21 protein-coding genes and 1 tRNA gene are annotated in these 22,659 nt (G+C 71.1%); 6 read left to right on the top strand and 16 right to left on the bottom strand.

The genetic code is table 11. The features are described 5' to 3' along the window. Positions 1-169 precede the first annotated feature (169 nt). Positions 170-598: a hypothetical protein gene (locus VFZ39_RS16660; protein ID WP_330866913.1), complete on the top strand. Its 429-nt coding sequence runs from the start codon at positions 170-172 to the stop codon at positions 596-598. 45 nt (positions 599-643) lie between these two features. Here the strand turns inward: VFZ39_RS16660 and VFZ39_RS16665 are convergent, their stop codons facing one another. The 8 genes from VFZ39_RS16665 to eno form a co-directional block, all read right to left on the bottom strand. After that, the gene (locus VFZ39_RS16665) at positions 644-1,072 is read right to left on the bottom strand and encodes a MarR family winged helix-turn-helix transcriptional regulator (RefSeq protein ID WP_330866914.1); all 429 of its coding nucleotides are present in this window, start codon (positions 1,070-1,072) and stop codon (positions 644-646) included. A 635-nt stretch (positions 1,073-1,707) separates the two neighbouring features. Beyond that, positions 1,708-2,268 (bottom strand): hypothetical protein, encoded by a 561-nt coding sequence (locus VFZ39_RS16670; protein ID WP_330866915.1) that lies wholly within the window; start codon positions 2,266-2,268, stop codon positions 1,708-1,710. A gap of 118 nt (positions 2,269-2,386) precedes the next feature. Further along, positions 2,387-2,460 (bottom strand) — tRNA-Leu (locus VFZ39_RS16675). Positions 2,461-2,476: 16 nt separating this feature from the next. Next, a complete protein-coding gene (locus VFZ39_RS16680; protein WP_330866916.1) occupies positions 2,477-3,355 on the bottom strand; it encodes a uracil-DNA glycosylase in 879 nt (292 codons plus the stop codon). Further along, entirely contained in the window at positions 3,355-4,254 is a 900-nt protein-coding gene (locus tag VFZ39_RS16685) for a Ppx/GppA phosphatase family protein (protein ID WP_330866937.1), read from the bottom strand. Before VFZ39_RS16685 ends, VFZ39_RS16680 begins: the two co-directional genes overlap by 1 nt. An 85-nt stretch (positions 4,255-4,339) precedes the next feature. Next, complete coding sequence (locus VFZ39_RS16690) at positions 4,340-4,864, bottom strand: DUF501 domain-containing protein (protein ID WP_330866917.1); 525 nt, start codon at positions 4,862-4,864, stop codon at positions 4,340-4,342. Continuing rightward, positions 4,861-5,442, bottom strand: a complete 582-nt coding sequence (locus VFZ39_RS16695; RefSeq protein WP_330866918.1) for a septum formation initiator family protein — start codon at positions 5,440-5,442, stop codon at positions 4,861-4,863. The genes VFZ39_RS16690 and VFZ39_RS16695 overlap by 4 nt, the downstream gene beginning before the upstream one ends. Positions 5,443-5,461: 19 nt before the next feature. After that, positions 5,462-6,739 carry a phosphopyruvate hydratase gene (gene eno / locus VFZ39_RS16700; protein WP_330866919.1) on the bottom strand — a complete coding sequence of 426 codons (1,278 nt, stop codon included), beginning with the start codon at positions 6,737-6,739 and terminating at the stop codon, positions 5,462-5,464. Between the two features lie 107 nt (positions 6,740-6,846). On the opposite strand from eno, the gene VFZ39_RS16705 reads away from it, so the two are divergent. After that, entirely contained in the window at positions 6,847-8,079 is a 1,233-nt protein-coding gene (locus VFZ39_RS16705; protein ID WP_330866920.1) for an APC family permease, read from the top strand. 7 nt (positions 8,080-8,086) lie between these two features. On the opposite strand, the gene VFZ39_RS16710 is transcribed toward VFZ39_RS16705, so the two are convergent. Next, complete coding sequence (locus tag VFZ39_RS16710; protein ID WP_330866921.1) at positions 8,087-8,851, bottom strand: IclR family transcriptional regulator; 765 nt, start codon at positions 8,849-8,851, stop codon at positions 8,087-8,089. A 114-nt stretch (positions 8,852-8,965) separates the two neighbouring features. Here VFZ39_RS16710 and aceB point away from each other — a divergent pair, with 114 nt between their 5' ends. Then, a complete protein-coding gene (aceB, locus tag VFZ39_RS16715) occupies positions 8,966-10,561 on the top strand; it encodes a malate synthase A (protein ID WP_330866922.1) in 1,596 nt (531 codons plus the stop codon). A gap of 49 nt (positions 10,562-10,610) precedes the next feature. Continuing rightward, positions 10,611-12,059, top strand: coding sequence for an Nramp family divalent metal transporter (locus VFZ39_RS16720; protein ID WP_330866923.1), 1,449 nt, complete (start codon positions 10,611-10,613; stop codon positions 12,057-12,059). Between the two features lie 6 nt (positions 12,060-12,065). Here the strand turns inward: VFZ39_RS16720 and VFZ39_RS16725 are convergent, their stop codons facing one another. The 3 genes from VFZ39_RS16725 to VFZ39_RS16735 form a co-directional block, all read right to left on the bottom strand. Beyond that, complete coding sequence (locus VFZ39_RS16725; RefSeq protein WP_330866924.1) at positions 12,066-12,716, bottom strand: class F sortase; 651 nt, start codon at positions 12,714-12,716, stop codon at positions 12,066-12,068. Continuing rightward, a complete protein-coding gene (locus tag VFZ39_RS16730; RefSeq protein WP_330866925.1) occupies positions 12,713-13,555 on the bottom strand; it encodes a DUF4397 domain-containing protein in 843 nt (280 codons plus the stop codon). Before VFZ39_RS16730 ends, VFZ39_RS16725 begins: the two co-directional genes overlap by 4 nt. Before the next feature lie 468 nt (positions 13,556-14,023). Further along, a complete protein-coding gene (locus VFZ39_RS16735) occupies positions 14,024-14,152 on the bottom strand; it encodes a hypothetical protein (RefSeq protein ID WP_330866926.1) in 129 nt (42 codons plus the stop codon). Positions 14,153-14,735: 583 nt separating this feature from the next. Between VFZ39_RS16735 and VFZ39_RS16740 the strand changes: the two genes are divergently transcribed. Continuing rightward, complete coding sequence (locus VFZ39_RS16740; protein WP_330866927.1) at positions 14,736-15,848, top strand: hypothetical protein; 1,113 nt, start codon at positions 14,736-14,738, stop codon at positions 15,846-15,848. Between the two features lie 7 nt (positions 15,849-15,855). Here the strand turns inward: VFZ39_RS16740 and VFZ39_RS16745 are convergent, their stop codons facing one another. The 3 genes from VFZ39_RS16745 to mfd form a co-directional block, all read right to left on the bottom strand. Further along, a complete protein-coding gene (locus VFZ39_RS16745) occupies positions 15,856-16,461 on the bottom strand; it encodes a MazG family protein (RefSeq protein WP_330866928.1) in 606 nt (201 codons plus the stop codon). Positions 16,462-16,468: 7 nt separating this feature from the next. Beyond that, positions 16,469-17,122 (bottom strand): hypothetical protein, encoded by a 654-nt coding sequence (locus VFZ39_RS16750; protein WP_330866929.1) that lies wholly within the window; start codon positions 17,120-17,122, stop codon positions 16,469-16,471. Positions 17,123-17,199: 77 nt separating this feature from the next. Continuing rightward, positions 17,200-20,751 (bottom strand): transcription-repair coupling factor, encoded by a 3,552-nt coding sequence (gene mfd / locus VFZ39_RS16755; RefSeq protein ID WP_414690310.1) that lies wholly within the window; start codon positions 20,749-20,751, stop codon positions 17,200-17,202. Positions 20,752-20,840: 89 nt separating this feature from the next. Between mfd and VFZ39_RS16760 the strand changes: the two genes are divergently transcribed. Continuing rightward, positions 20,841-21,800, top strand: coding sequence for a transglycosylase SLT domain-containing protein (locus VFZ39_RS16760; protein ID WP_330866930.1), 960 nt, complete (start codon positions 20,841-20,843; stop codon positions 21,798-21,800). Between the two features lie 507 nt (positions 21,801-22,307). On the opposite strand, the gene VFZ39_RS16765 is transcribed toward VFZ39_RS16760, so the two are convergent. Further along, entirely contained in the window at positions 22,308-22,637 is a 330-nt protein-coding gene (locus VFZ39_RS16765) for a hypothetical protein (RefSeq protein ID WP_330866931.1), read from the bottom strand. Positions 22,638-22,659: the final 22 nt, after the last annotated feature.

A 22,659-nucleotide genomic window follows, 5' to 3' on the forward strand; every position in this document is an offset into this window, starting at 1 on the left:
GGCGAACGCGACCTGCGCTCGGGGCCGGGAGTCGATCACCCCCGCGTCGCGCGCCCTCGAGATCCACCGGGCGAGCGCGAGGTAGCTGTCACGCGCGTTGGAGGCCACCGCGAGATCGCGGACGGTCTGCGCCGTCACCTCTTGGAAGGTGAGCCGGAACAGGTGTGGCTTGTCTTCAGCGAACCAGGGCATGAGCTCGGCGGCGCAGCAGGCCGCGGCGCAGCAGGCCATGGCACTCGCCGAGAGCCTGGCCGGGCGGAGCTCACTCCCCTGGGCTACCCGGGCCCACGCCCGCGCCGCCGACCGCGTCGTGGAGACGCCCTGGCGGGTGGCGACCGGTGCGGACTTCATCTACCCCCGGACGGGCGGGCGCAAGCCGCCGGGCACCGACCGGCTCAACCCTTACCTGGAGCGGGTGATGCGCGCCGCGCCGTACGACGAGCGGGTGAACCTCGCCCTCACCCGCGTGCAGCTGCTGCTGGCGCGGCCCGAGACGCTGCTGGCGCCGACGGTGGTCGCCCGCACGCTGTTCCGCACGCCGTCGCGGCGTGCGGCCCCGGTCGAGGCCAAGCGGCGTGTGCCTGACAGTGCGCTATAGCGCTCGCGGAGGCACACGACTCGACGCCAATGTCGGCTCAGACGGTCAGCCCTGGTCCAGGAGCCGCTTCAACAGCCGGCGCAGCTCCCGATGACCGCGCTCACCGAGGATCGCGGTGATGCTCTCCTCGAGGGTGGTGATCGTGGCGATCCCGGCCGCAACGCATGCGTTCCCCTTCTCTGTCAGCACGATCAGCTTGGCGCGGCCGTCGGTGGGATCAGGCCGGCGGACGACGTACTCCATCTCCACCAGCTCGTCGACCAGCTCGCCCATCGCCTGCGGCGTCATGTTGGCGCCCCTCGCCAGCTCCGTGAGCCGCGAACCCTCTGGCTTGATCTGCGCGAAGACTGCTGAGTGTGACGGCTTCTGCGGGAAGCCTGCGCCGACCACGCCGTCGACGATCTGGAAGCCGAGCAGGCTGTAGGCACGGCCCAGCATGCTCACGGTGCTGAGCTCTTGTGGGACAGACGGCACTTTACTAAGGTAGCCTGAATATCTGGCGTTCGGGCGGGCGGCACGTCGTCTAGGAGCGGCCCATGGCAATGCGAACGCGTGCACTGTGCGCCTGCCTGTGGGGAACCTCGGCGGCCCTCAGCGCCGCCACGGCTGTCCTCACTGTCATGGCGTGGAGTGACCTCGAGCCTGCCGACCAGGCGATTGCTGCGATCAACCCGGTCGCGAGCCTGCTCTACGCCAGCCTCGGCGTGCTGGTCGTCCTGCGGGTGGCGCACCGCATCGGGTGGATGCTGCTTGCTGTGGGCGTCGTAGGCGGCGCGCAGTCCGCGACGACGATGTACGCCGTGGCGGCAGTCCTCACGCACCCGGACACGTTTCCCGCCGGAGAGCTCGTGGGCTTGGTCTGCGAGCTGCTGTTCCTGCCGCTCTTCGTGCTGCTGATCGGCATGCTGGTGCTCTTCCCGGACGGCCACCTCCCCTCCTCGCAGTGGCGGGCAGTGACCACCGTGATCCTGGGTATCTGCGCGGTGGAAGGGATGCTGTTTGCCGTCGCACCCCGATCGGTCGCAATTCCCGCGCCGGGTGGCGTCTCTCTGTCCTATGACAACCCCCTCGCTCTTGACTTCCTCGGAGACTTGGGCCGACTGGTGGGGTCACTCGAGGCGCTGGCCGTGATCTACCTCCCGCTGTTCCTCTTGGCGCTCGCTTCCCTGGTCGCGCGGTATCGAAGGGGAAGCAACGACGTACGCCGCCAGATTCTCTGGCTCGCTCTCGTAGCCGGTCTCAGCGTCGGCCTCCAGGTGGTCGCCTCGACCGGCCAGCTGGTCTGCGAGTGCACGTCGTCGCCCGTGATTCTCGTCGCGCAGCAGGCGGAGGGCGCTGTGGTACTCCTCGGAATCCCCGCGGCGATCACCGTCGCGATCCTGAAGTACCGGCTGTACGAGATCGATCGGATCCTGAACCGGGCCCTCGTCTACGGAGGGCTCACGATCATCCTCGGTGCCGTGTACTTCGTCTCTGTCCTGCTCCTCCAGCTCGCCCCGAGCGCGATCAGCCCCCGTTCCGACGTGGCGGTCGCCGCCTCCACGTTGGCGGCGGCGGCGCTGTTCCGGCCGGCACGGCGGCGCGTCCAGGACGCCGTCGACCGACGCTTCTACCGAAGCAGGTACGACGCGACCACCACGCTTGACGCCTTCGCCGCCCAGCTGCGCCATGAGGTGGACCTCGACTCAGTCGCCCGAGACCTCCGAGACGCCGTCGACAAGACCTGGCAGCCGGACCATGTCAGCGTGTGGCTGCGCTCACAGGCAGGTCTGGAGGAGGAGATACCGGTGCCCCCGGTGGGGGTCGAACCCACACTGCGTCGCTTTTAAGGCGACTTCCTCTGCCGATTGGGATACGGGGGCGGCGCTTCCTCGCGCGTCATTGTGTCAGCGCACGCGCCCGGCCCAGCACCTCGTCGAGCATCTCGGGGGTCAGTCGGCCGGTGAATGTGTTGTGCTGGCTGGGGTGGTAGCACCCGACCAGGGTGATCCCCTCGAGCTCGACTTCGGCGCCATGACCGAACCGAGGTCTCGGGCGCGGGATCCTGACACCCGCCGCGGCGAGGCCGCGTAGCGCGCCGGCCCACCCGTAGGAGCCCAGCGCCACGACGGCGCGCACGTGCGGCAGCAGCAACCTCACCTCCCGGGCCAGCCACGGCTCGCAGGTGTCGCGCTCCTGGACGGTTGGCTTGTTCAGCGGCGGCGCGCAGCGGACGGTGGCGACCATCCGGGCGTCGACGAGCCCCTGCCCGTCACCGGCGTGCACCGACGTCTCCTGGGTCGCGATTCCCACCCGGTGGAGGCTGGCGAACAGCCAGTCTCCGCTGGAGTCCCCGGTGAAGACCCGGCCGGTGCGGTTGCCGCCGTGGGCCGCGGGTGCCAGTCCCACGATCAACAGGCTGGGGGTGGGTGAACCCCAGCCGGCGATCGGCCGGCCCCAGTAGGGCTGGTTGGCGAACGATGCTCGCTTGGCCACCGCCACGTCCTCGCGCCAGCGCACCAGCCGGGGGCAGGCACGGCAGACGCTGACCCGCGCGTCGAGCCCTGCCAGCTCGTCCATCCCGCTCGATTGGGCAGATCCGGCAGTCCGGCTCGGCGTGTCGCCGCCGTTTGTGTCCAAACGGCCCGCCGCCAGCCTCCGCACCTGCGCGGCCGTCCGGGCCACTGGCGTGTCGGGCGCGGCCGGATCCTCAGGCCAGCCGGCGCCGGGCGGCACCGGGGACGGGAACGGCGTGCCCGTGATCGGGTGCGGCAGCATCACACCATCGTCCACGCGATGCCCTCCAGGATGTCGGCCTCGCTGACCACCAACCGGTCGACGCCGGTCCGGCGCAGCACCCGGTCGGCGATCAGGACCCCGGCGTCGATCACGTCGGCCCGGCCGGGATGCATGTAGGGCAGCGCCCGGCGCTCCGCGACGGTCATGGCCACGAGCCGGTCGACGGTCGCATGCACCTCGGCTCGATCGTGCACGGACCCGTGCACAGCGTCCGGGTCGTACGCCGGTAGGTCGAGGACCGCCGCTGCCAGCGTGGTCATCGTGCCGGCGATCCCGACCACCGTCTCGGCGTCGCCCAGCGGCACGCCGCAGGCGTCGAGCCCGGCGTCCACGTCGGCCACGACCGCCGCGACCTCGTCGGGCGTGGGTGGGTCCCCGTTCACGTGTCGCTCGTGCAGCCTGACCGAGCCGACATCCATCGACCGCGCGGCGCGGACGCCGGACCGGTCCCCGAGAATCACCTCGGTCGAACCCCCGCCGATGTCGACCACCAGGACCGGGGTCGCGAGATCCCTGGGCAGTGCCTTCATGGCACCCGAGAACCCGATCGCCGCTTCTTCGTCGCCGCTGAGCACCTCGGGCGCCACACCCAGCCGTGCGACGACTCCACGGCGGAACACCTCGGCGTTGCTCGCGTCGCGCGTGGCCGACGTGGCACAGAACCTGATCCGCTCGGCCGGTACGCCGTGACGGCGGATCAGCTCGGCGTACTCGTCGATCGCGGCGAACGTCCGCGCGAGCGCCTCCTCCGCCAGCTCCCCGGTCGCGTCGACGCCCTGCCCGAGCCGGACCATCCTGGTCTCACGGACGAGGACGTCCGGTGGCCGGCCGACGAACAGCTTGATCGTGTTCGTGCCGCAGTCGATCGCGGCGACCAGGCCGGGGTGCGGGCCCGGGGGTTTCGAGGCTCGCGGAGATGTGGGTTGAGGAGGGCGCGAAGCGCCCGTCTCGAAACCTCGCACCTCAACCACCGGGAGTGTCGACGCACGGCCCGGAGGACCACCAGTCACCCAGCGCCTCGAGCACCTCGTCGCCGAGCGGGTTGACGCCCGCGCCCGCCGCCAGCGCGTGGGCGGCCAGCACGTGCAGACACTTCACGCGGTCGGGCATCCCGCCGGCGGAGATGCCCTCGATCTCCGGCACGCTCTGTCCGGCGGCCCGGCCGACCGCCTCCCGGTCGGCGAGATAGGAGTCGTGCGCCGCCCGGTAGGCCGCGGCCAGCTCCGGGTCGGACCCGAGCCGGTCCTCCATCTCCTTCATCAGCCCCGAGCCCTCCAGCGTGCCGATCCGGGACGCCGCCCGCGGGCAGGAGAGGTAGTACGTCGTCGGGAAGGGGGTGCCGTTCGGCAGCCGCGGCTCCGTGGTCACGACGTCGGGGAGGCCGCAGGGACAGCGGTGCCCGATCGCGGCGATGCCGCGCGGCCTGCGCCCCAGCTGCCGCTCGATCGCCGCGACCTCGGAGGGGTTCGCCGGGTCGGGAGCGCTCACGATCGAGGCTTGTCCAGGTCCGTTGCAGGCGGCGGCTCGTCGTCGGGCGGGTCGCCGGCCAGCTCGACTGACGCCCACGCGTCCTCCCACCAGGCAGTGGGTGGGGCCGCGAGCAGCTCCTCCGCATCGTGCAGCCGGGCCCGGCTCTCGATCGGCTCACCGTTCTCGTCGAGGACGACGTACGACGTCTCGCCCGGCATCACGTACCCGAACCTCTCACGGGCCTGCGCACGCACGAACGCGTCGTCGTTCCAGCGTCGCTTCTCCCGCTCGAGCTCGTCGATGCTGGCTGAGGTCTTCTCGATCTGGTTCTTGAGGTCCTCGATGTGCGCGCGCTGCTGGAGATAGGCCTTGAGCGACGACGCGTACGACACCGCGAGCACGGCCAGCACCAGCAGCAGCACGGCCGCTCGACCGGTGATCCGTGGCCGCCGCGCGGTGGCGCTCTCACCGCCGCCGTTCGCACCTGCGACCGGGCGCGCGGACGTGCGACCGGCACTGCGGCGACCCGGGCGACGGGGTCCGCCGGGTCCGCTCGCGCGCTGGCCTCCACGAAGCGGGCCGGGTCGATCACTCACCGGCCCCACGGTAGTCGGCTCAGCCGCCGAAGCGCGGGAACGCGCCCGCGCCGGCGTACCGCGCCGCGTCACCGAGCAGCTCCTCGATCCGCAGCAGCTGGTTGTACTTCGCCACCCGCTCGGACCGCGCCGGCGCCCCGGTCTTGATCTGGCCGCAGTTCGTGGCGACCGCCAGGTCGGCGATGGTGGTGTCCTCGGTCTCACCGGAACGGTGGCTCATCATGCACCGGAAGCGGCTGCGGTGCGCGAGGTCCACCGAGTCGAGGGTCTCGGTCAGTGAACCGATCTGGTTGACCTTCACCAGCAGCGCGTTGGCCTGACCACCGTCGATGCCGCGCTGCAACCGCTCGACGTTGGTGACGAACAGGTCGTCGCCGACCAGCTGCGTACGACCGCCGAGCTCGTCGGTGATGGTCCTCCACCCCGCCCAGTCGTCCTCGTCGAGCGGGTCCTCGATCGAGACGATGGGGTACGACGACACGAGGTCGGCGTAGTACGCCGTCATGTCGTCCGAGGATCGCTTCTTGCCCTCGAAGACGTAGCCCTTCTTCTCGTGGAACTCCGACGCGGCCACGTCGAGGGCCAGGCCGATGTCGCGGCCGAGCTTGAAGCCGGCCGACTTGACCGCGTCGGCGATCAGGTCGAGCGCATCGCGGTTGGACGGCAGGTCGGGGGCGAACCCGCCCTCGTCGCCGACGCCGGTGGCGAGGCCCTTCTTCTTCAGCACCGCCTTGAGCGCATGGTAGACCTCGGCACCCTGCTGGACCGCCTCGCGGAACGTGGCCGCACCGATCGGCGCGATCATGAACTCCTGCACGTCGACGTTGGTGTCGGCGTGGGCGCCGCCGTTGAGGATGTTCATCATCGGCACCGGGAGCAGGTGGGCGTTGGGTCCACCGACGTAGCGGAAGAGCGGCAGGCCCGCGGAGTCGGAGGCGGCCTTCGCGACGGCGAGCGAGACGCCGAGGATCGCGTTGGCTCCGAGCGAGGCCTTGTTGGGCGTGCCGTCGAGGCTGAGCATCGCCTGGTCCACCAGCCGCTGGTCGTCGGCGTCAAGCCCGGTGATCTCCGGTTCGATCTTGTCGACGACCCCGGCGACCGCCTTGGCCACGCCCTTGCCGGCATAGCGCTTGCCGCCGTCACGCAGCTCGACCGCCTCGAACGCACCGGTCGACGCGCCGCTCGGCACGGCCGCCCGGCCGTACGACCCGTCGTCGAGGGCCACCTCGACCTCGACGGTCGGGTTGCCTCGGGAGTCGAGGATCTCGCGGGCTGCGACGGCGGAGATGACGGCCATGGGTGTGCTCCTGAGGTCGTGGGTCCGGTCAGTCGCAGCCTAGTGCCGGCGCGCGGGCGGTCGACCAGCCGTCCACGCAGCCGTGACCGGCATCTACGCTGCTCGGCGTGAGCCAGCCCTCCCTCGCGCGGCGGCTCGGCACCGGCGACGCAGTCGTGGTCGGGCTGGCCGCGATGCTCGGCGCGGGTGTCTTCGTGGCGTTCGGGCCGGCCGCCGAGGCCGCCGGCTCCGGCCTGTTCGTGGGGTTGGGGATCGCGGCCGTCGTCGCCTTCTGCAACGCGACCTCGTCGGCCCAGCTGGCGGCCGTACACCCGTCGTCGGGCGGCACCTACCTGTTCGGCCGGGTCGTCCTCGGACCGTGGTGGGGCTTCCTCGCAGGGTGGGGCTTCGTCATCGGCAAGACCGCCTCGTGCGCCGCGATGGCGATGGCCGCAGCGGCGTACGCCGTGCCGGTGGACGGGTGGCCACAACGCGTCGCCGCGGCGCTGGTCGTCGTCGCGTTCACCGCCGCCAACCTGCGCGGGGTCACCCGCACCGCCGCTCTCGCGCGAGTGCTGCTGGTCGTGACCCTGATCGTGCTGGTGGGCTTCGTCGCGCTCTGCTGGGCGTCCGGGCCGACACGCGTGCCGCTGCCGCTCGAGTCGGGTGGCGGGGTCCTCGGCGTGCTGCAGGCCGCGGGGCTGCTGTTCTTCGCGTTCGCCGGCTACGCGCGGATCGCCACCCTCGCCGAGGAGGTCCGTCGCCCCGAGATCCTCGGCCGGGCGATCCTGCTCGCGTTGGGTACCGCGGTCGTCCTCTACCTTGCCGTCGGCCTGACCCTGGTGGCGGTGCTCGGCGCGGAGCTCCCCGGCGCGCACACCCCGGTCGCGGCCGCGACCGCTGCAGTGGGCGCCGTGTGGGCGGAGCCGGTGGTGAGAGTGGGCGCCACCGCAGCGAGCCTCGGGGCGCTGCTCGCACTGCTGGCGGGCGTGAGCCGCACGACGCTGGCGATGGCTCGTGAACGAGACCTGCCGGGGTGGCTCGACTCGGTGTCGGAGCGGCACCGGGTCCCGGACCGGGCTGAGCTCCTCGTCGGTGCGGTGGTCGTGGCCCTGGTCCTGGTGGTCGACCTGCGGGGAGCGATCGGGTTCTCGTCGTTCGGGGTGTTGCTCTACTACTTCGTCGCGAACACGGCGGCGCTCCGCCAGCCCGCCGGCGAGCGGCGGTGGCCGCGGGCGCTGCAGGTGCTGGGTATGGCCGGCTGCCTGCTGCTCGCGGTGACCCTGCCGGTCGGCTCGGTGCTGGTCGGGTTGGTCGTGCTCGCACTCGGCATCGTCGGTCGCGCGATCGGCCGCCGGTAGCAGTCGTCTAGCGGTCGGCCCGGTCCGGTGCGGCCAGGTCCGCCACGAAACCGGCCGCCGTCGCCCGGAGTGCCGGCACCGCTCGATCGACCAGGTCGGCCGACATCCGGGACACCGGCCCCGACACGGAGAGCGCCAGCCGCAGCGGGCCGTCGTCCAAGGCGACTGCGACGCAGCGCACCCCGAGCTCCTGCTCTTCGTCGTCCACCGCGTAGCCGGCGCCACGAATCGTCGCGAGCTCTTCGTGCAGTCGCCCCACCGTCGTGATCGTGTGAGGGGTGTGAGCCACCAACCCCGTGCGCTCGATGAGCGTGTCCACGCGCGAGTCGGGCAGCCGCGCGAGCAGCGCCTTGCCGACCGCCGTGCAGTGCGGGTCGACCCGTCGCCCGACCTCGGTGAACATCCGCATCGAGTGGCGCGACGGGACCTGCGCGACGTACACCACCCGGTCGCCGTCGAGCTGCGCGAGGTTGGCCGTCTCCCCGAGCTCGTCGACTAGCCGCGCGAGGTGTGGGAGTGCCCAGTGGGACACCATCCGTGCCGAACGCTCACCGAGGTGGATCATCCGTGGTGACAGCGCGTACCGCTTGTCGGTGTCCGCCCGCACGTAGCCCAGCGACACGAGCGTCCCGACCAGTCGATGCACCGTGCTCAGCGGCAGCCCGGCCCGCCGCGCCAGGGTCGAGAGTGACACGGGGGCCTCCTGCGCCAGCACCTCCAGGATCTCGAAGGCCCGACTGATCGACTGGACCGATCCCTCGCCCGTCGGCATCGAGCCCATGGTTTCGTCCGCCTCCCCGCGCTCGGGCGGCGGTTGACCCCGCCACCTCACCGCTCTAGTCTCCTAGATTGTAGAAGCGCACTTCCACATCGTGGAAAGGTTTTCATGCCGACCCAGGAGTCGACCGGGCGCTCCGTCGACGTGGCAGGCGACGTCCACACCCGCTTCGACGAGATCCTCACCCCCGATGCGCTCGACTTCCTCGCCGTCCTCCACAGGGAGTTCGAGCCGCGACGGCAGACGCTCCTCGGCGCGCGGCACGAGCGTCACGCGGCGATCGCAGCCGGCGCGGACCTCGCCTTCCTGGACGACACCCGCGACGCGCGCGAAGGCGACTGGCAGGTCGCGCCGCCCGCGCCGGGACTGGTCGACCGGCGAGTCGAGATCACCGGCCCGACGGACGCGAAGATGGCGATCAACGCGCTCAACTCCGGCGCCAAGGTGTGGCTCGCCGACCTCGAGGACGCCAACACCCCGCTGTGGGAGAACCTGGTGCAGGGACAGCTCAACCTCCGCGACGCGGTAGCCGGCACCCTCGCGTTCACCAACCCGGACGGCAAGGAGTACCGGCTCGGTGACGATTTCGCGACCATCGTGGTCCGGCCGCGGGGCTGGCACCTGAGCGAGAAGCACCTGCTCGTCGACGGCGAGCGGATGTCGGGCAGCCTGGTCGACTTCGGCCTCTACTTCTTCCACTGCGCCAGGCCCCAGCTCGACCGCGGCTCCGGGCCGTACTTCTACCTGCCGAAGATGGAGAGCCACCTCGAGGCCCGGCTGTGGAACGACGTCTTCGTGCGAGCACAGGACGTGCTCGGGCTGCCCAGCGGCACCATCCGGGCGACCGTGCTGATCGAGACCGTGCCGGCCGCGTTCGAGATGGAGGAGATCCTCCACGAGCTCCGCGAGCACTCGGCGGGGCTGAACGCCGGCCGCTGGGACTACATGTTCAGCATGATCAAGCTCTTCCGCGACCGAGGAGACGAGTTCGTACTGCCAGACCGCAGCACGGTCACCATGACCGTCCCCTTCATGCGCGCCTACACCGAGCTTCTCGTCCGGACCTGCCACAAGCGCGGCGCACACGCGATCGGCGGCATGGCGGCGTTCATCCCCAGCAAGGACGAGGCGATCAACGAGCAGGCGTTCGCCAAGGTGCGCGACGACAAGGCGCGGGAGGCCGCGGACGGCTTCGACGGCTCGTGGGTGGCCCACCCGGGCATGGTCAGCTTGTGTGCCGAGGTGTTCACCGACGTGCTCGGGTCGAATCCCGACCAGCGCCACCGCACACGAGACGACGTGGAGGTCACGGCTGCGCAGCTGCTCGACCTCTCCGGACTCCCGGGCGAGGTGACCGAGCAGGGCCTGCGCACCAACGTGCGGGTCGGCATCTCCTACCTCGAGGCCTGGCTCCGTGGCATCGGCGCGGTCGGCATCGACAACCTCATGGAGGACGCCGCCACCGCGGAGATCTCACGGTCTCAGGTGTGGCAGTGGCTGCACCACGGAACCACGCTCGCCGACGGCCGACCGGTCACACGAGACCTCGTCGACGACATCGTCGAGGACGAGTACCAGAAGCTGGTCGGGGACGCGGACTCCGACCGCCGCTGGGCGGAGGCGCGCGCGCTGTTCACCCAGATGGCACTGGCGGAGACGTACGAGGACTTCCTCACGATCCCCGCCTACGAACAGATGCCCTGACTGCAGGGGCCGCGACTGCAGGTGCCGTGACTACTCGAGGAGTCCAGCAATGAGCCAGCACACCGAAGCCCGTGACGTGGCGACGGAGATCCCCCACCAGCACGTGCCCCCGGCGACGTATGCCGACCTGCCGGAACCCGCCCCACTGAGCAAGGTCGTCGGGCCCAGCGTGCTGCTGCTCGCCGGCGCCATCGGCTCCGGCGAGTTCATCCTCTGGCCCTACATCACGACCCAGGTCGGGCTCGCGCTCGTGTGGCTGGTGGTCATCGGTGTGACCACGCAGTACTTCCTCAACATGGAGATCGAGCGCTACACCCTCGCCACCGGCGAGACCGCGGTCACCGGCTTCACCCGGCTCTGGAAGCCGTGGGGCGTGCTGTTCATCGTGATGGCCGTCGGTGCGTGGATGTGGCCGGGCTGGGCCACCGGTGGCACTACCACGGCCTCGTTCGCGCTCGGCTTCTCCGAGGACGCGATCCCCCTGGTGACGATCGGCGTCCTGGTGCTGATCGGGATCGTGCTCACCGTGTCGCCGGTCGTCTACCGGACCGTGGAGAAGATCCAGTTCTTCCTGGTGGCGCTGATCGTGCTCTTCGTCGTGTACGCCGCCCTGATGCTGCTCGGCGTCGACGGGTACAAGGGGCTGGGCAAGGGCTTCGTCGAGGTCCAGAAGATCCCCGACGCGATCAACACCATCCCCATCGCGGTGCTGATGGGCGCGATCGCGTTCGCCGGCGCCGGCGGCGTCATGAACCTGGTGCAGTCCAACTGGGTGCGCGACAAGGGCCTGGCGATGGGCGCTCGGATGCCGCGCGTCGTGTCGCCGTTCACCGGCGAGGAGGTCGCGGCGCCGACGACCGGGTTCTTCTTCAAGCGCACCCCCGAGAACCTGCGCCGTTGGCAGGGCTGGTGGCGGGTGGCCGACCGCGAGCAGCAGCTGACGTTCCTTCTGATCGGTGGCGTCGCACTGCTCGTGTTCATGACGCTGACGTTCGTCACGGTGGGCACCGGCGGAGACGCGGAGGGCCTCGACTTCATCAAGATCCAGGGTGACGCGCTGGCCGCCTCGTCCGGCGACTGGCTCAGCACGACCTTCTGGCTGATCGGGTCCGTGGTCCTGTTCTCGACGAACCTGACAGTGCTCGACATGGTCGCCCGGCTGACTGCGGACGTGCTCAAGACCGGAGCGCTGCGCGACAGCGTGACCTGGAGCGAGAGCCGGCTCTACTTCCTCACGGTGTGGGGCATGATCGTCGTCGGCTCGGCCATCCTGCTGTCCGGTGTCGACCAGCCACTCGTGCTGCTGGTGATCGCGTCCGCCCTCAACGGCGTGGTGATGTTCATCTACTCCTGCCTGCTGCTGAAGCTCAACCGGGGCGTGCTGCCGCGGGAGATCGGGCTGACCGGAGTGCGGTTCGGGGCGATCATCTGGGCGGTCCTGTTCTACGGGATCTTCTCCGTGATCCTGCTCTGGGACCAGATCGGTCAGCTGGTCTGAGACAGGTCAGGGCACCGGCCGGGCCTCGACGATCCGGTTGAACTGGTAGCGGCCGGCGGCCACGTCGTACGCGCCGCCGCAGGTGACGAGCACCAGCCGGTGCGGCCGATCCTGCTCGAAGAGGTCTGAGCGTTGTGACAGGTTTGCCCGTGCCAATAGGTAGTTGCGGGTCACCCGGTAATGCTGCCGGTCACCGTCCCCGGCGAGCTCGACCACGTCCCCGGGAGCGAGCTCCGCCAGCGCGGCGAGATAGCCCGCCGGATCGGTGTCGGAGTCGAGATGACCGGCGACCAGCACCGTCCCGAACGGTGCACCCGCGAGCGACCCAGCTCGCCACCAGCCGACGCGGTCGGCGTCGCCAGGGAGCTCGAGGGTGCCAGCGACGACTGAGACCGGGTCGACCGCGGCCGTGACTCCGTCGGCCGCCTCCCCCAGCGACACCCGCGTCGGCACGAACTCCGGCCATTGTGGCGGGAGCGTCCGACCGGTCGCCGCAGCCGGGCGCTCCTCGTCACGCGCCACCGCAGAAGTGCCCAAGGTGGTCGCACGGTCAGGCAGTGGTGCCGGATCGCTCGGCGACTGAGCAGCGACGAGCAGGCCGCCCCCGAGCACCGCCATCGCGGCGGCCGCTACCAGTCGTCCGGAGCGCCCGATCACGGGTGATCCGGGACGCTCCGACGTACGAGTGCCGAGCCGAGCAGCACGAGCGCTCCGGCCAGGCACGCCAGACCTGCCCACCCGAGCACACCCGGACCACCCACCGCTTCGTCTGCGTACGTCGGTCCACCGGAACCTCCGGGCACGTCGGAGGGCCGCTCCTGCGACCCGGACACCGGCACGTCCATCGTGTGCACGACCGCGTCCATCGTGCCCTCGGCGGCGACTCCGACCGCGAACACGCGCATCAGCTTTCCGGGCGGCACCGGCAGGTCGACCGGCCCGAGCACCGGTGGGCTGTCCGTCGCCGCGGGGACGACGGCCACCCGGTAGGTGTCGCCGGGCACGACCACGGTGAGCTCTTCGCCGCTCGCGACGTCGGCGAAGAGGACCTGGCCGTCGACTTCGATGTCGGCCGGGCCTACAGCGGCGGTGTGGGCGATCGACAACCGGGTGCTGCCCGCCGGCACCGGCGAGCGGTCGTTGACGAAGCTGGTGAGGACCGGAGTTCCGTCGGCCTCGACGGGCAGGTGCAGAACCACGTCGAGGCTCTGGCCGGCCTTCACGTCGATCGCGGCAGCGACCGAGGTTCCGTCGTCCGACGTCGCCGTGACCTCGTGGCTGCCCGGGTCGAGGTCTCCGGCCGGCACGATCTCCTTGGCAGCGACCCCGTCCTTGACCACCTCCCCGTCGACACTGAGCTCCCACTCGGAGTCGACGACGCCCTGGACGAGGTACACCTCGCCGGCCGGCGCCGGTGGTGCCGATCGCGACGCTGTCGGGGTCGCGAGCACGACCAGGACGAGTGCGAGCAAGGCGACGAAGCGACGTGCAATCACGGCAGAACCCCCCGATTCCCCGTCGGTCGGCCAGGTTCCCCCTCGGTTGGGTGAGTGCCGCCCGGATTCGCAGTATGCGACCGTTCGGATGAGGGGGGAACCCCATCTGGAGAATTTCACCTCGTCGGCGGGGGCGTAGACTCACGGCGTGGGGCGCACGGGGGGTGCGTGCCCGGGAGGGACACCACGATGCAGCTACGTCGGGAGTTCCAGCGCTGGCGGGCGGACGCCGAGTACCGGCACCTGTTCCGGGAGCAGATGTGGGAGCAACGGCGCCAGCGGCTGCGGTGGGAAGTGCGCCGCCGGCGCACCCAGCTGGGCGCGCGCTCGACCCGTCGAGCCTCCGTCGCCACCGCCGTAGTGCTCCTGGCCGGCGTGGGCGGCTACGCGACGGTCCGCGCCGCGGGCGACCCGGTCGGCGGTCGGCCGGCGGCCGAGGAAACGGCGCGGCCGGCGGCCAACAACTCCTCACCCGACGACCGGCGGGGGCGGGAGCCCGGTGCGGTCAGGCCCGGCATCATGCTCACCGTCGCTGTCGACGACTTCGGCGTGCTGGAGGTGGCCGAGGTGGCTCATGCCCGGCAACCGCTCCTTCACCTGTCACTGGTTCCACCGCCGGCGCAAGCGGGCACGGACGGCACGCCACGACTGGAGGATGTCCAAGTCTCCGCAGACGGCGAACCGGTCTCCGTCCCCGACACGATCGCCAGCGCAACCGAGGTCACGCTGGCCGAGGCGGCCACCACGATCGAGCTGCGATACCGCGTCGTGGGCGCGACCGCCCGCAGCGCGCCGGCCCCACCGGGGCGGGCCACGCTCTCCCTGCGCCCGGCCCTCGCGTCGACGCTCGTCGGCACGCGCGCAGTCGTTCAGGTCCACGGTGCCGAGGTGCACAACCTGGTGTGTGTCGATCGGGTCCCAGAGGAGCGTCTGTGCGGCATCGACCGCGGGGACGGCTGGCGGACGCGGCGGATCCCCATGGCCTCGTCCGCTGTGGTGGCGCTCGTCGACCTCCCTGACCCGGCGGCGTCACGCTCCGCCGGCAAGAGCGTCGCCTGTCTAGACCGGCCGGGAACCCTCCGATTGGGGGAGGTTTCCCCAGCGGCGCGAGAGTACCCTCGCTGGACCGGGTGCGCGGGGGTGCGCCCGGGAGCACGAGGTGCTCGGGGGGTGAACCATCATGCCGATCCTGCAGGAGCTCCGGCTGCGCCACGCACGCTGGCAGACGGACGCGACCAACCGCGTCCTGCTGCGGCAGCAGCAGCGACTGGAGCGGCGCCAGCGACTCCGCTGGGACCTGCGCCGGCGTTGGGAGGGACGGCCCCGGCTCCAGCTGCGTCGTCGATGGGAGATGCGCCCTTCCCTGGACCTGCGTGGAGTGTGGCAGGAGCGTCCCCGCCTCTCCCTTCGACAACGATGGGACCTGCGCCCGCGGTTGGACCTGCGCCAGCGCGTTGGCGCCCCGCGGTCGGACCTGCGCCAGCGCGTTGGCGCCCTGCGCTCACGGATTGACCTGAGCCGCCGATGGGCCGAACGCCCACGCCCCCGGGTGGAGCTGGGTCGGCGCTCGGAGCGTGCCGGGTTCGACGGCCTCGCGGTCGGACGGATCGCAGCCGTCACCTCGGTGATCCTCGTCGGCAGTGTCGCCGGGTACGCCGCCATCCGGTCTGCGGACGAGGGCACGGGCAGGCCGACCGCGGAGGACACGGTCAGGCCGGCGGCGGACCAGTCGCCGCTGGCCAACGGTCCGACGCAAGCGCCGGGGCTGACGATGCCGGGGGTCTTCCTCAGCGTCGCCGTCGACGACTCGGGAGCGCTCGAGGCGTCGGAGCGAGTTCGTGCCAGCAAGCCACTCGGGGAGCTGTCCATCGTCCCGCCGCCCGCCCATGCCGGCGGGCCGCTCCCGCAGCTGCAGGACGTCCAGGTCTCAGCGGACGGCGAGCCGGTGGCGGGCGTGGCCCGCACGATCGAGGTCACCACGGTCGTGCCGCTGTCCGAACCGGCGACCAGGATCGAGCTTCGCTACCGGATCGTCGGCGCAGTCGACCGTGACAGGCCGTCGATGCCCCGGCAGGCGACGCTCTCCCTGCGCCCGGCTCTGGGGCCGATGCTCGAAAGGGCGCAGGCAGTCGTCGAGGTCTACGGCACGCAGGTGGGCGAGCTGCTGTGCGTCGGCAAACAGAAGCAGGCGCAGGACTGTAGCGTCGACCTCGACGAGGGTCGGCGCACCCGCCCGATCGACGCCACGTCCACCGTGCTGGCCCACGTGCGCCTGCCCGAGCAGACGACCTGAGCCCGGCTCAGAGCACTCGGCGGACGGCGTCCCGCAGCGCCTGCTCGGGATCGACCCCGGAGGCCCGGGCCTCGGCCACCAGCGCGAGCAGGCGGTCGCCGAGGTCGTCGGACTCCGGTACGACGGGAGCGGCACCAGCGCGGCTGAGCCGGTCGAGCACCTTGTCGGCGTACAGCAGCGCGGGGAGCCCGGGTGCGAGTCCCTCGATGACGGAGGAGCGCTGCTTCTCGAGCGCCTTCCGCGACTCCCAGAGCTCGTTGACCGCCGCCGGGGCCAGGTCGTCAGCAGGCCCGTCACCGAAGACGTGCGGGTTGCGCGTGATCATCTTCTCGGTGATGTCGCGGGCGACGTCGCCGGTGGTGAAGTCTCCCGCCTGCTCGGCGATCGCCGTGTGGAGGAAGACCTGGAGCAGCAGGTCGCCGAGCTCCTCGCGCAGATGGTCGCGGTCGCCGGTGTCCATCGCCTCGAGCGCTTCGTGCGTCTCCTCGAGCAGGTAGCGCGCGAGCGACCGGTGGGTCTGCGCCGCATTCCAGGGACACTCGGCGCGCAGCCGACGCATCACGTCCAGGAACTCGAGGACCGCCCCGTCGTCCGGGGTGGCCGCGTCGCTCATGGCGAGATCAGCGTCCGCAGCGCTGGGCAATGGTGAGCTGGCGTGCGGCCACCGCGTTGGGCTGCTCCGCGCTGCCCGCCTTGGCCCGCTCACTGACGGCGAAGGAGACCGCCTGGTCACTGATGGTGAAGGCGCCGTCCTTGATCTCGGTGTTCAGGGAGGGATCGAACTGCACGTCCTGCTTCGTGATCCACGCGTCGAACTCCTCGCGGCCGGCTGCGGCGATCTCCTCGTCGTCGCCGCCACCCTCCAGCACTGCCTCGCCGACCGCGAGCTGCACCGCCTCGACGTACGCCGAGGCGGTCTCGATCTCGATCACGGCCTCGCGAACCTCCTCGGGGACCGTCTGGAGGCCGCGCCGCAGCTCGGAGACCGCGTTGAGGTAGTCCTCGCTGTCCGCCTCGACGCCGTGCTCCTCGGCCAGCTGTTCGGCCGCGGTCCGGAGCGCCAGGGTGCCGGCGACGTAGCTGCGGAGGAAGGAGTTCTGGATCGACTCGGCCTGCTGCTCCAGCTGCGGCTCGATGGCGCGGCAGAAGTCGGTGGTCACCTCGTCCACGCGCGATGTGGTGATCCGCTCGTCCCCGACCTCGACGGCGGTCCCCGGCCGGAGTGCACCACATCCGGTGAGGGTGAGGACAGCGACCGCCGCGACGGCACCCACGGTGCGGGCTGTCCCCGCGCTCCTGACGGCTCTGCCGTTGGTCCTGACGGCTCTGCCGTTGGTCCTGGCGGACGTGCTCACTGCTGCTGCTCCTTCGGGTCGATCACCGCGTCGATGACGGTACGGGCCCATTCAAGCAGGGCCACTCCTTCGAGCGGACGACCCCCGGGCGATCCCGGTCGGGGGACCAGCACCGTGTCGAGCTGGGTCTTGACGATGCTCTTCGGGTACAACCGCTGCAGCCGCAGCACGCGTGACTCGGGCAGCCTGACCGGCGCGAACCGGACGTTGCGACCCGCGATCGTGACCTCGCCGATCCCGGCCTGCCGGGCGCGGGCACGGAAGCGCGCGACCAGCAGCAGAGCGGCGACCGGCTCGGGAGGCTCGCCGTACCGGTCGACCAGCTCTTCGCGCAACAGGTCGACGTCGTCGTCAGCGCGCACCTCCGCGAGCCGCTTGTACATCTCGAGTCGCAGCCGTTCGCTCGGGATGTAGTCGTGAGGCAGGTGAGCGTCGACCGGAAGCTCGATCCGGACCTCACGGAGCTCGGGTTCGCCGCTCTGCCCACTCGAGAGGGCCTTGAACTCCTGCACGGCGTCGCCGACCAGCCGCACGTACAGGTCGAAGCCGACGTCGGCGATGTGGCCCGACTGCTCGCCGCCGAGCAGGTTGCCGGCGCCGCGGATCTCGAGGTCCTTCATGGCGATCGCCATGCCGCCGCCGAGGTCGGAGTGCTGCGCGAGCGTCGCGAGCCGCTCGTGCGCGGTCTCCGTGAGGGGCTTCTCGGCCGGGTAGAGGAAGTAGGCGTACGCCCGCTCGCGGCTGCGCCCCACGCGACCGCGCAGCTGGTGGAGCTGGGAGAGGCCGAGCGCGTCTGCCCGCTCGATGATCATGGTGTTCGCGTTGGAGACGTCGAGTCCCGACTCCACGATCGTCGTGCACACGAGGACGTCGAACCGCTTCTCCCAGAAGTCGAGCATCACCTGCTCGAGCAGGTGCTCCCCCATCTGTCCGTGGGCGGTGGCCACCCGCGCCTCCGGCACCAGCTCCCGGATCCTGGCGGCGGCCTTCTCGATCGAGTTCACGCGGTTGTGGATGTAGAACACCTGGCCGTCGCGCAGCAGCTCGCGGCGGATCGCGGCGGTGACCTGCCGGTCGTCGTACGCGCCGACGTAGGTGAGCACAGGGTGCCGCTCCTCGGGCGGAGTGGTGATGGTCGACATCTCGCGGATGCCGGTGACGGCCATCTCCAGGGTGCGCGGGATCGGGGTCGCGCTCATCGACAGCACGTCGACGCTGGTGCGCAGCCGCTTCATCTGCTCCTTGTGCTCGACGCCGAACCGCTGCTCCTCGTCGACCACGATCAGGCCGAGGTCCTTGACCCGGATGTCCGGGTTGAGCAGGCGGTGGGTGCCGATCACGATGTCGACCGAGCCGTCGGCCAGCCCGTCGACGACCGCCTTCGCCTCGCTGTCGGTCTGGAAACGCGACAAGGGCTTCACAGTGATCGGGAAGGCGCCCATCCGCTCGGTGAACGTGGAGAGATGCTGGGTCACGAGCAGGGTGGTCGGCACGAGCACCGCCACCTGCTTCCCGTCCTGGACCGCCTTGAACGCCGCGCGCACCGCGATCTCGGTCTTGCCGTAGCCGACGTCGCCGCAGACCAGCCGGTCCATGGGGACGCTGCGCATCATGTCGCCCTTGACCTCGTCGACCGTGCTGAGCTGGTCGGGTGTCTCCCTGAAGGGGAACGCGTCCTCGAGCTCGCGCTGCCAGGGGGTGTCGGCGCCGAAGACGTGACCCTGCGTGGCCTGCCGGGCGGCGTACAGCTTGATGAGCTCGGCGGCGATCTGTCGCACCGCCTTGCGGGCGCGGTTCTTGCGCTTGCTCCAGTCGGACCCACCGAGCCGGTCGAGGGAGGGCTGCTCGCCGCCGACGTACCGCGTCACCTGGTCCAGCGCGTCGGCCGGGACGTAGAGCCGGTCGGGAGGGCCGCCCCGCTTGGAGGCGCCGTACTCGAGCACGAGATACTCGCGGACCGCGCCCTGCACCTCGCGCTGCCGCATCTCGACGAACCGGCCGACGCCGTGCTGCTCGTGGACGACGTAGTCGCCGGCGACGAGCTCGAGGGGGTCGATCTGGCGCTTCCGACGCGCGGGCATCCGCCGCATGTCGCGGGTCGACGACTTCTGGCCCGCGAGGTCGTCCCCGGTCAACAGGACGAGTCGCGACGTCGGGTCCACGAAGCCGTGGTCGAGCGCGCCGCAGGAGACCGTGACGACGGCCGATCGGGGCTCCAGCTCCTCGGGCTCGACCAGCGCCGCGGGCACGTCGTGGTCGGCCAGCACCTCGACGAACCGCTGCGCTGGACCGTGGCCTTGGTGCACCACGACGACCCGGTGGTCGTCGGCCAGCCAGCCTCGGATGTCCTTGACCGCCTGCTCGAGGTCGCCGCGATAGTTCTCCACCATCCGTGTCGCGAGCGCGCGCGACTCGACGGCGCCGTCCTCGTCGGCGGTCACGACCCCCTCGATCCCGAAGGGGCTAGCACTCCACCAGGCCCGGCCGCGCGCGAGTACGTGCTCGCGGACGTCGCCGAGGGAACGGTACGACGCGGCGCCGAGGTCGATCGGAGCCTGGCCGCCGGACGCCGCGGCGGCCCAGCTGGCCCCCAGGAACTCCTCGCTGGTCGCCACCAGGTCGTGGGCACGCGACCGGACCCGCTCGGGGTCGAGCACCAGCACGTGGGAGTCGACCGGCAGCAGGTCGACCAGCAGCTCCATCTCGTCGACCAGCACCGGCGCGAGGGACTCCATGCCCTCGACAGCGACGCCGGCGGCGATCTTGTCGGTCATCTCCAGCAGCTGCGGATGCGCCTCGCCCAGGGCGGCTGCCCGCCGGCGTACCTCCTCGGTGAGCAGGAGCTCCCGGCACGGCGGCGCCCACAGCCGGTCGACCGGCTCGAGGGTGCGCTGGTCGGCGACCGCGAAGCTCCGGATCTCCTCGACGTCGTCGCCCCAGAACTCCACCCGCACCGGATGCTCGTCGGTCGGCGGGAAGACGTCGACGATGCCGCCTCGGACCGCGAACTCGCCGCGCTTCTCGACCAGGTCGACGCGCGAGTACGCCGCGTCGGCGAGCCGCTGAACGACCTCCTCGAGCGGCACGCTGTCACCGGGCACGAGCTCGACCGGTGCGAGGTCGCCCAGCCCAGGGACCTGCGGCTGCAGCACCGACCGAACGGGTGCCACCACGACCCGCAGCGGGCCGTGCGGCCCTGACACGTCCGGATGACGGAGGCGTCGCAGCACCGCGAGTCTGCGACCGACGGTGTCGCTGCGGGGGCTGAGCCGCTCGTGCGGCAGCGTCTCCCAGCTCGGGAACAGTGCGACCGACTCCGGCGGCAGCAGGTCACCCACGGCGGCCACCAGGTCCTCGGCCTCACGGGTGGTCGGGGTCACCGCCAGCACGGTCCGCTGCCGTTCCGCGAGTCCGGCGACCACGAACGGCCGCAACCCGACCGGCCCGGTCAGGTCCAGCGTCGGCAGCACTCCGCCGTGGGCGTCGGCCATCGCCTGGGCGAGGACCGGTTCGGACAGGACGGCGGTGGTCAGTCCGGTGAGGCTCACAGGTTCCTCTCGAGCAGGTGGGGCGGGCACGCAGGCAGCCCCCGACCGGGACCGGTAGGGGGTTGCAGGGTCGAGTCTACGGTGGCGGAATGGATCGCCGACGAGCCGCCGCAGGCGTCCTGGCCGCAGCACTGCTGACCGGGTGCGCCGGCGGCAGCAGCGAGCCAGCCCCCGGGTCGCAGCGTCGGCCGTCCGCCGCCCCGTCGGACCCGGCGTCGAAGCACCCGTCCGCGCGGCCGTCCCCGACGGTCCCCGAGGGTGCCGCCACCCCGACGCCTCCGGACTCGCCCCGGGCCGCCGCCGCCCAGATCCTCGCGGCTGAGCGGGTGATCGGAGAGCGGCGTACCTCCACACGAGAACTGGCCATGGCTGCGCACTCCCAGCAGCTCGTCTACCGCGAGCTCGGAGACCGTCCCGGTTGGGACAGGCGGGTCCTCGAGCTCCTGCCTCGCTCGCTACGCGGCGTCGTGACCGACAACGTCGCCGCCCGCCGCGCGTTCCGCTCCATGCACCCGACCCGCCCCTCGGACCTCGCCACCGAGCTGCCGGCGTGGCGGATCGTCGCCCCACGTCCCGCCGCCGAGCTCCGCAACGCCTACCGCGCCGCCGAGCGCCGTTACGGCGTCGACTGGGAGTACCTCGCCGCGATCAACCTGGTCGAGACCGGCTTCGGCCGGATCAAGGGCACGTCGGTCGCCGGTGCGCAGGGTCCGATGCAGTTCATCCCTGCCACCTGGGACCGCTACGGCCATGGCGGGGACGTGCACGATCCGCACGACGCGATCCCGGCCGCGGCACGACTGCTCCGTGACTACGGGTTCGCCGGTGATCCCGCCTCCGCGCTGTACCACTACAACAACTCCTCCTCGTACGTGCGCGGCGTGACGCTCTACGCCGAGCTGATGCAGCGACGTCCTCCCGCCTACCTCGGCTACCACCAGTGGCAGATCTACTACCTCACCCGGCGGGGCAGCATCCTGCTGCCGGAGGGGTACGCCGAGCGGCGACCCCTGCCGGTGAGGCAGTGGCTCGCCCGCTCTAGCAGGTGAGCACGTAGTCGATCTGGATCGGGGTCTCGCGGATGGTCGCGACGGCGGGTGGCCGAGTTCGGTAGTGGTGGCCGGTGGGGTGGTGGTCTCGACGTGATGTTCACCGTTGACACCAGGGCTGGGGGTGGCGTGCCAGCCGGGTGCCCGCTTGGCGTAGTTGCACGCCTCGCACGGACCTTGCCCGTTCAGGCTGCTGGTCTCCCCGTGCTCCTCGGCGGGTTGGAGGCCACCGACACTGGAAAGGCTCGACCGCAGCCGGTCGAGAAGGCCCTCGACCTACCGCCGATCTCTGCATGAGCCTGCCCGACCAAGGAGGCGGTAGCCCTTGGCGAACCTGATGGTCTGTGAGCTCAACGGACGGAACGGCGTGGGCATGACTACCTCCTGGACGCACGACGAAATCTGCTGACGAGCTCGAGCATTCCCCTAAGGTCAGCCGCCCGGATCAGGCGAACTACCTAACCGTGCGGCGTACCAGGTCAGCCGGGCCCCTGTGCAACTAGGAGATCAACAGGCCGCCGAGCCGGAAGCGAGAACCTTGCCCACCTGGGACAGCGCCGTGGCGTCGATCCCGACAAAGGCACGCTCGGTATCGTTTCCGATCGTCACGTTGCCTTCTCGTCTCCGTGAAACGGGGGCTGAGGCCTCGGTGGGCGGGCCGCTGTCGAAGGTGACCACGACAGTGACAGTCGCGGTCCCGCTGGGATAGGAGACCAAGCCGCTCTCAGCGGTGCAGGAGACGGTGAGACTCTTGGCGGCGTAACTCGGCGGTGACACGAGCATGGTGCCGAGGACGACGGCCGAGACGAGACCGCCGAGGCGTGCAGTGGGGCGCATGAGGTGTGTCCTTCTCTGATTG

The organism is Nocardioides sp., assembly GCF_036374615.1.
Classification (GTDB): Bacteria; Actinomycetota; Actinomycetes; order Propionibacteriales; family Nocardioidaceae; genus Nocardioides.

Coding starts and splice junctions, on each gene's coding strand:
- VFZ39_RS16710 (WP_330866921.1), bottom strand. CDS start 8,851: ATGCCGACGGGCGAGGGATCGGTCCAGTCGATCAGTCGGGCCTTCGAG.
- aceB (WP_330866922.1), top strand. CDS start 8,966: ATGCCGACCCAGGAGTCGACCGGGCGCTCCGTCGACGTGGCAGGCGAC.
- eno (WP_330866919.1), bottom strand. CDS start 6,739: ATGGCCGTCATCTCCGCCGTCGCAGCCCGCGAGATCCTCGACTCCCGA.
- VFZ39_RS16760 (WP_330866930.1), top strand. CDS start 20,841: ATGGATCGCCGACGAGCCGCCGCAGGCGTCCTGGCCGCAGCACTGCTG.
- VFZ39_RS16680 (WP_330866916.1), bottom strand. CDS start 3,355: ATGCTGCCGCACCCGATCACGGGCACGCCGTTCCCGTCCCCGGTGCCG.
- VFZ39_RS16765 (WP_330866931.1), bottom strand. CDS start 22,637: ATGCGCCCCACTGCACGCCTCGGCGGTCTCGTCTCGGCCGTCGTCCTC.
- VFZ39_RS16745 (WP_330866928.1), bottom strand. CDS start 16,461: ATGAGCGACGCGGCCACCCCGGACGACGGGGCGGTCCTCGAGTTCCTG.
- VFZ39_RS16720 (WP_330866923.1), top strand. CDS start 10,611: ATGAGCCAGCACACCGAAGCCCGTGACGTGGCGACGGAGATCCCCCAC.
- VFZ39_RS16740 (WP_330866927.1), top strand. CDS start 14,736: ATGCCGATCCTGCAGGAGCTCCGGCTGCGCCACGCACGCTGGCAGACG.
- VFZ39_RS16670 (WP_330866915.1), bottom strand. CDS start 2,268: ATGGCGCAGCTGGGCGGCGAAGGCGTCAAGCGTGGTGGTCGCGTCGTA.